The organism is Anaerolineae bacterium (assembly GCA_014360855.1).
GTDB lineage: Bacteria > Chloroflexota > Anaerolineae > JACIWP01 > JACIWP01 > JACIWP01.
In genome coordinates this window covers 1-6,687 of record JACIWP010000181.1, presented here as the reverse complement: position 1 = coordinate 6,687, position 6,687 = coordinate 1, and the positions used below count along the sequence as shown (strand labels likewise).

Here is a 6,687-nt window from a genome sequence, read left to right as displayed (position 1 = left end):
CATGGAGGGACTGCCGGCCCACGTCCAGCCCCTCGGCGGACATCCCATGTGCGGAAAGGAGCAGGCCGGCATTGAGGCGGCCCAGCCCGATCTGTTCGCCGGCCGGCCCTTCATCCTCTCTCCCCTGCCCCGCACCTCTGCGCGAGCGCTGGAGCAGGGGAAGGCACTGGTCCGGGCGGTGGGTGCGGTGCCGGTGGTGCTGGACGCCGCCGACCACGACCGTATGGTGGCGTGGGTCAGCCATCTGCCGCACACGGTCGCGCTCTCGTTGATGGGAGCGGCCATGGCCGGCGCTCAGCAGGACCCCGACCTTTGGTCACTGGCCGCCAGCGGCTTCCGCGATACCACGCGCCTGGCCGCCAGCGACCCCGACATGATGCTGGACATCTTCCTCACCAATCAGGAGAACATTCTGCATGCTATGAACGTATTCCGAGAGCAGTTCGACAAGCTGTATGCCCTCATCGAGGCCGGCGGCGAAGCCCCTCTGCGCGAGTGTATCGAGGCGGCCAGCCGCCGCCGGCGGGAGCTGAACCTATGAACGTCATCGTCACATCCTCCCGGTATCCGCTAAAAGGCCGCCTCCGCGTGCCGGGCGACAAATCCATCTCGCACCGTGCCCTGCTGTTGGGCGCGCTGGCGGACGGCCCGTCGGAGGTCGCCGGCGCACTGCTGGAAGGGGACTGCTCCGCCACCATGGAATGCATGCGGGCGCTGGGAGTGGATATTCAGGTGCACGACTTCGATCCCCGGCACGGCATGGGCCGGCTGACGATCCATGGGCAGGGACTGCGCGGCCTGGGCGCGCCGGCCGGGCCGCTGGACTGCCTGCGCTCCGGCACCACCATGCGCCTGCTGTGCGGCATCCTGGCCGGCCAGCCCTTCGATTCGGTGCTCACCGGCGACCCTCAGCTCCTGAAACGCCCCATGCGGCGCGTGGCAGAACCCCTGCGCCTGATGGGAGCAGTCATCCGCGATACGGACGGCCGGGCGCCGTTATATATCACGGGCCGGCCCCTGCACGGCATTACATATACCCTGCCGGTAGCCTCCGCCCAGGTGAAGTCGGCCCTCTTGCTGGCCGGCCTGTACGCCGATGGGGAGACCCATTTGCACAACCCAGCCCCTTCGCGCGATCATACGGAGCGCATGCTGCGCGCTATGGGCGCCGACATTTATGAGGATGGACTGCGCGTGCGCATCCGGCTGGCGCATCATCTGTCGCCCCTGCACATCGAGGTGCCGGGGGATTTGTCCTCCGCCGCCTTTCTCATCGTCGCCGGCGTCCTGGTGCCGGGGTCGGATATCGTCATCGAGAACGTGGGGCTGAACCCCACGCGCACGGGCCTGCTGGACGCGCTGTGGGCGATGGGTGCCCAGATCGAGGTGCTGGACCAGCGCACGGCCGGCGGCGAGCCGGTCGGTGACCTGCAGGTGCGGGCCAGCGAACTGCGGGGGACGCTGGTCGCCGGCGAATTGATCCCGCGCGCCATTGACGAACTGCCGATATTGGCTGTCGCGGCCACACAGGCCCACGGCCAGACTATCATTCGCGAGGCGGCGGAACTGCGGGTCAAGGAGACGGACCGCATCGCGGCGATGACGGAGCAACTGCGCCGGCTGGGGGCACGGGTGGAAGAACTGCCCGACGGTATGGTCATTGAAGGGCCGACGCCCCTGCGCGGTGCCGTGGTGGACAGCGGCGGGGACCACCGCGTGGCGATGTGCATGATGATCGCCGGCCTGGTCGCCGGCGGCGAAACGGTCGTGCAGGATGCCGGCTGTGCCGCCGATTCGTACCCGGGCTTCATGGAATCCCTCGTCGCGCTGGGCGCTGATATCCGGGCAACAGGAGGCTGAACAGGATGAGCGACATAGACGCAAGCACCCGGTTAACGGGCATTATCGGCTGGCCGGTGGAACACTCCCTGTCCCCGGTCATGCACAACGCCGCCTTCGCGGCGCTGGGGCTGAACTGGCGCTACGCGGCCTTTCCAGTCCCGCCGCAGTACCTGGGCGACGCTGTGCGCGGCCTGCGGGCGCTGGGGCTGGCCGGCGCCAACATCACCATCCCGCACAAAGAGGCGGTCATCCCCTTCCTGGATGTCCTCTCGCCGGCGGCCAAGGCGGTGGGCGCCGTCAACACCATCTGCGTGGATGGGGAATACCTGATCGGGGATAACACCGACGTGCACGGCTTTCTGGCGGCGCTGGACCAGGCCGAGGTACCCCTGCACGGCCGGCGGGCGCTGGTGCTGGGGGCCGGCGGTTCGGCGCGGGCCGCGGTCTACGGCCTGCTCCTGCGGGGCGCCCAGGTGTTCATCCTGGCCCGCACGCCGGCGCGCGCCCGCCGCCTGGCCGATGACATGGGCGCGGCCGTGGAAGGGGGCAGGGTGGAGGCGGTGGAGCAGGCGCCGGCGGAAGTGGACCTGGTGGTGAACTGCACACCCGTGGGCATGTGGCCGCACCACGATACGGAAAGCCCCCTGCCGGCAGAGGTGCACCTGCGGCCGGGCATGGCGGTCATGGACTTGGTCTACCGGCCGCTGGAGACGGTGCTCCTGCGGCAGGCGAAGGAGGCCGGCGCCAGAACGGTCAGTGGGCTGGAGATGCTGGTCTGGCAGGGCGCGGTGGCGTTCAAACATTGGACAGGGCAGGATGCGCCGGTGGACGTGATGCGCCAGGCCTGCCTGCGCGCGCTGGAAGAAGCATAGGGGGCGGACATGTTGCGCTTTCTGACGGGCGGAGAATCGCACGGGCCGGCGCTGGTAGCCATCATTGACGGCCTGCCGGCCGGCCTGCCCATCCGTGAAGAGGATATCAACATCGAACTGCGCCGGCGCCAGGTCGGCTACGGCCGCGGCGGCCGCATGCAGATCGAACGGGACGAGGTCGCTATCCTGGGCGGCGTATGGCAGGGATGCACCAGCGGCGCGCCCCTCGTGCTTTCCATCGCCAACCGTGATTGGGAGAACTGGCGCGACCGACCCCTGCCGGCGGTCACAGTGCCGCGCCCCGGCCACGCCGACTACGCCGGCATGATCAAATACGGCTTCGACGACGCCCGGCCGGTGCTGGAGCGGGCCAGCGCCCGCGAGACAGCAGCGCGGGTGGCGGTCGGCGCAGTAGCGAAAACCCTCCTGGGGCAGTTCGGCATCCGGGTGGGAAGCTACGTGGAGCGCATTGGACCGGCTGTGGCGGAGATCCCGGCGGAACCTCTGCCGGCGCTGTGGGCGCGGGCGGAAGAGAGCGATGTGCGCTGTCCGGACCCGATCGCGGCGCAGGCCATGCGCGAGGCCATTGATTCCGCGCGGGCCGCCGGCGATTCCTTGGGCGGCATCTTTGTCGTGGGGACGGTGGGACTGCCCGTGGGACTGGGGAGCCATGTCCAGGCAGACCGCCGGCTGGACGCTCGGCTGGCCGCGGCGGTGATGAGCATCCCGGCGGTGAAGGGGGTCGAAATCGGGCCGGCCTTCCAGAATGCCGCCCTTCCCGGCACGCAGGTGCACGATGAATTCCTGCCGGGGACATATAGACGGCCGCGACGGGCCTCCAACCGCGCCGGCGGGCTGGAGGGCGGCATGACCAACGGCATGCCGCTTATCGTGCGCGCCGCCATGAAGCCCATCCCCACCACCCTCACCCAGCGCCGCTCGGTGGACATGCGCACGGGGGAGCCGGCCATGACCCGCTACGAGCGCTCCGATGTCTGCGCCGTGCCGGCGGCTTCCGTCGTCGGCGAGGCGGTGGTGGCCTGGGTGCTGGCCGATGCTTTCCTGGAGAAGTTCGGCGGCGATCACATGGATGATGTGCGCGCCCATTTCCAGCGCGAGGCCGTCGTGCTGGAGGATACGCAGTGGGGAAGTGCCTGATGACCGGTACAGAGGATGCCCGCAATCTTGTCCTGACCGGTTTCATGGGGACCGGCAAAAGCACTGTCGGCCGGCTGGCGGCGGAGCGGCTCGGCCGGCCCTTCGTGGACATGGACGAGCTGATCGTACAGCGCGCCGGCATGTCCATCCCCGAAATTTTCGCCCGCTGGGGAGAGCCGGCCTTCCGCCAAATGGAAGCAGAGCTCTGCCGGGAGCTGGCTGGGCAGTCCGGGCTGGTCATCGCCACCGGCGGTGGGGCGCTGGTCAACCCGGCCAACCGGCAGGTGATGGAGGCCAGCGGACGGGTGGTATGCCTTTGGGCGTCGCCGGAAGAGGTCATCGAGCGGCTGGCCGGCGAACACGGCCGGCCCCTCTTACACACATCGGACCCCCTGACGGAAGCTCGCCGCATCCTGGAACAGCGCCGGGCCGCCTATTCCTCCTTGGCCTGGCACGTGGACACCACCGGCCGGCCCATCGAGGAGGTGGTCGAGGCGGTCCTGCGCATCTGGCGCGCCCATCTGCTGAGCGTTCCGCTTGCGGACAGCCCCTATGACATTTACATTCTCGAGGGGGCGTTGGAAACCGCCGGCCTCCTTATCCGCCGGCTCGGAAACTGGAGCGGGGTGGTGATTGTCAGCAACCCGACGGTATGGGCGTTGTACGGCGAGCGCCTGAGGGCAAGCCTGCAGGCCGCCGGCCTGGAGGCCCGGCCGGCCCTGATGCCCGACGGCGAGTCCTTCAAGACGCTGGAGACCACCGCCGGCCTGTACGAGCAGTTTTTGGACGCCGGCCTGGACCGTGCCGGCCTGGTGGTGGCCCTGGGCGGCGGCGTCGTGGGCGATGTGGCCGGCTTCGCCGCCGCGACCTATATGCGCGGCGTGCCGTTCGTGCAGGTGCCGACCACACTGCTGGCGATGATTGACGCCTCCGTGGGCGGCAAAACCGGCGTGGACATGCCGCGGGGCAAGAACCTGGTAGGCGCGTTCCATCAGCCGCGCCTGGTGCTGATTGACCCGCTGGTGCTGGAGAGCCTGCCGCCGGCACAGGTGCGGCAGGGGCTGGCTGAGGCATTGAAGGCCGCCGTCATCGCTGACCCGATGTTGTTCGAGCTCCTGACGGCCGGCCCGCCCTGGCCCTGGCCCGATGTCATTGCCCGCGCCCTCCAGGTGAAGGTGGACGTGGTCCAGCGTGACCCGCATGAGCAGGGCTGGCGCGCGGTGCTCAACCTGGGGCACACGGCCGGCCACGCCCTGGAGCGCCTCAGCGGCTACCGCATGCCGCACGGGGAGGCGGTAGCCGCCGGCATGATGGTCGCTGTGCACATCGCGGAGATGATGGGACGCTGTGCGCCGGCGCTGGCCGAGCGCATCGCCGCCGCGCTCCGGCATCTGGGACTGCCGATCGGCTGGCCCGGCATATACACCCCAGAGCAGGTGTTGGAGGCCATGGCCAGCGACAAGAAGCGCCGGCACGGCCGTCTGCGCTGGGTACTGCCGCGCGCTATCGGGGAAGTGGAGATTGCCGAGGATGTGCCGGCGGAGGTCGTCCTGGAGGCACTGCGCCGGACGCGCCTCGCAACGTCGTGAATCATATTTAAGGAGGGCCTATGGCGGTGCATGTGCTGGTCCTGCACGGCCCTAATCTCAACCTGCTGGGCCGGCGCGAGGTGGGCATTTACGGCCACACCACCCTGGAGGAGATCAACCAGTCCCTGCGGGAGCTGGCCAAAGAGCTGGATGCCGAACTGCGCATCATCCAGTCAAATCATGAGGGCGTCCTGGTGGATGCCCTGCACGAAGCGGCGGAATGGGCGGACGGCGTGCTCATCAACGCCGGCGCCTACACCCACACCAGCATCGCCCTGCGGGATGCCATCGCCGGCGTCGGCCTGCCGGCGGTGGAAGTACATCTCTCCAACATCTTCGCCCGCGAGCCGTTCCGGCACCATTCGCACCTGGCGCCGGTCTGCATCGGCACCATCTGCGGGTTCGGGCCAGAGAGCTATCTGCTGGGGCTACGGGGGCTGGTCGGATACTTGCGGCGCCGCTCGTAAAAACGATAGGGCAGCAGTGCTCTACGCAGAACACCGCCGCCCCACCGCACTAAAGAAGGAGGAGGAAGATTGGTGATTCTTTTATATACCCACCTTCATCCCCTTTACTGTAAGCGCGATTACCATACAAGGCCGGCTTTCACCGCACCACGAGCATATCCTTGATTTTGGCGTAGGTGGCCGGCCCAATCCCCGGCACGTTCAGCAGTTCCTCCAGGCTGGCATAGGGCCGATGGTCAATCATGCGCTGTGCCAGCACCGGCCCAATGCCCGGCAGTGTCTCCAGCTCTTCCAATGTGGCGCTGTTGAGGTCCAGCGGGTACACCGGTGCGCCGGTGCGTGAGCCGGCGGCCGTCGGGGCAGATGTCGGGGTAGCGGCGGCCGGCGCCGCTACCGTGGGGATGCTGGCTTCACCTTTCACCGGGATGTAAATGTAATCCTGGTCATGCACCTCGCGCGCCAGGTTGACCCGGGTCAGGTCTGCCCCTTCCGCCGGCCCGCCGGCGGCCATCAACGCATCGCGCACGATACTGCCGGCCGGCAGGGGATATACATCAGGGGAGCGCACTGCGCCGCAGATATATACCCGCAGGGGGCCGGGGGTCGGTGAGGGAAGCGGGGTAGGCGTTGGGGCAGGGGTGGCAGTCGCGGGTGAGGTGGCAGTGGGCGGCGGAAGCACCAGCTCCATGCCGGCGGGAGGCAGCCGGTGCAGGAGAAACACCAGCCCGCCCATGATCAGCAGATTGAACAGCCCCAGCA

The 6,687-nt window shown here is 68.5% G+C and carries 7 protein-coding genes; 6 read left to right on the top strand and 1 reads right to left on the bottom strand.

Annotated features, from left to right (window positions below):
- Window positions 1-46 precede the first annotated feature (46 nt).
- Genes H5T60_10245 through aroQ form a run of 6 tightly spaced genes read left to right on the top strand, consistent with a single transcriptional unit; the run spans window position 47 to window position 5,928 of the window.
- On the top strand, window positions 47-541 hold the full coding sequence (locus H5T60_10245; GenBank protein MBC7242810.1) for a prephenate dehydrogenase/arogenate dehydrogenase family protein: 495 nt from the start codon (window positions 47-49) through the stop codon (window positions 539-541).
- On the top strand, window positions 538-1,860 hold the full coding sequence (gene aroA, locus H5T60_10240; protein ID MBC7242809.1) for a 3-phosphoshikimate 1-carboxyvinyltransferase: 1,323 nt from the start codon (window positions 538-540) through the stop codon (window positions 1,858-1,860). Before H5T60_10245 ends, aroA begins: the two co-directional genes overlap by 4 nt.
- Before the next feature lie 5 nt (window positions 1,861-1,865).
- Window positions 1,866-2,714: a shikimate dehydrogenase gene (locus H5T60_10235; protein MBC7242808.1), complete on the top strand. Its 849-nt coding sequence runs from the start codon at window positions 1,866-1,868 to the stop codon at window positions 2,712-2,714.
- A gap of 12 nt (window positions 2,715-2,726) precedes the next feature.
- Complete coding sequence (aroC, locus tag H5T60_10230; GenBank protein MBC7242807.1) at window positions 2,727-3,872, top strand: chorismate synthase; 1,146 nt, start codon at window positions 2,727-2,729, stop codon at window positions 3,870-3,872.
- Entirely contained in the window at window positions 3,872-5,461 is a 1,590-nt protein-coding gene (gene aroB, locus H5T60_10225) for a 3-dehydroquinate synthase (GenBank protein MBC7242806.1), read from the top strand. The genes aroC and aroB overlap by 1 nt, the downstream gene beginning before the upstream one ends.
- Window positions 5,462-5,481: 20 nt before the next feature.
- Window positions 5,482-5,928 carry a type II 3-dehydroquinate dehydratase gene (aroQ, locus tag H5T60_10220; GenBank protein MBC7242805.1) on the top strand — a complete coding sequence of 149 codons (447 nt, stop codon included), beginning with the start codon at window positions 5,482-5,484 and terminating at the stop codon, window positions 5,926-5,928.
- Window positions 5,929-6,067: 139 nt separating this feature from the next.
- Here aroQ and H5T60_10215 read toward each other — a convergent pair.
- Window positions 6,068-6,687: helix-hairpin-helix domain-containing protein (locus H5T60_10215; GenBank protein MBC7242804.1), on the bottom strand; the 620-nt coding region annotated here is incomplete at its 5' end.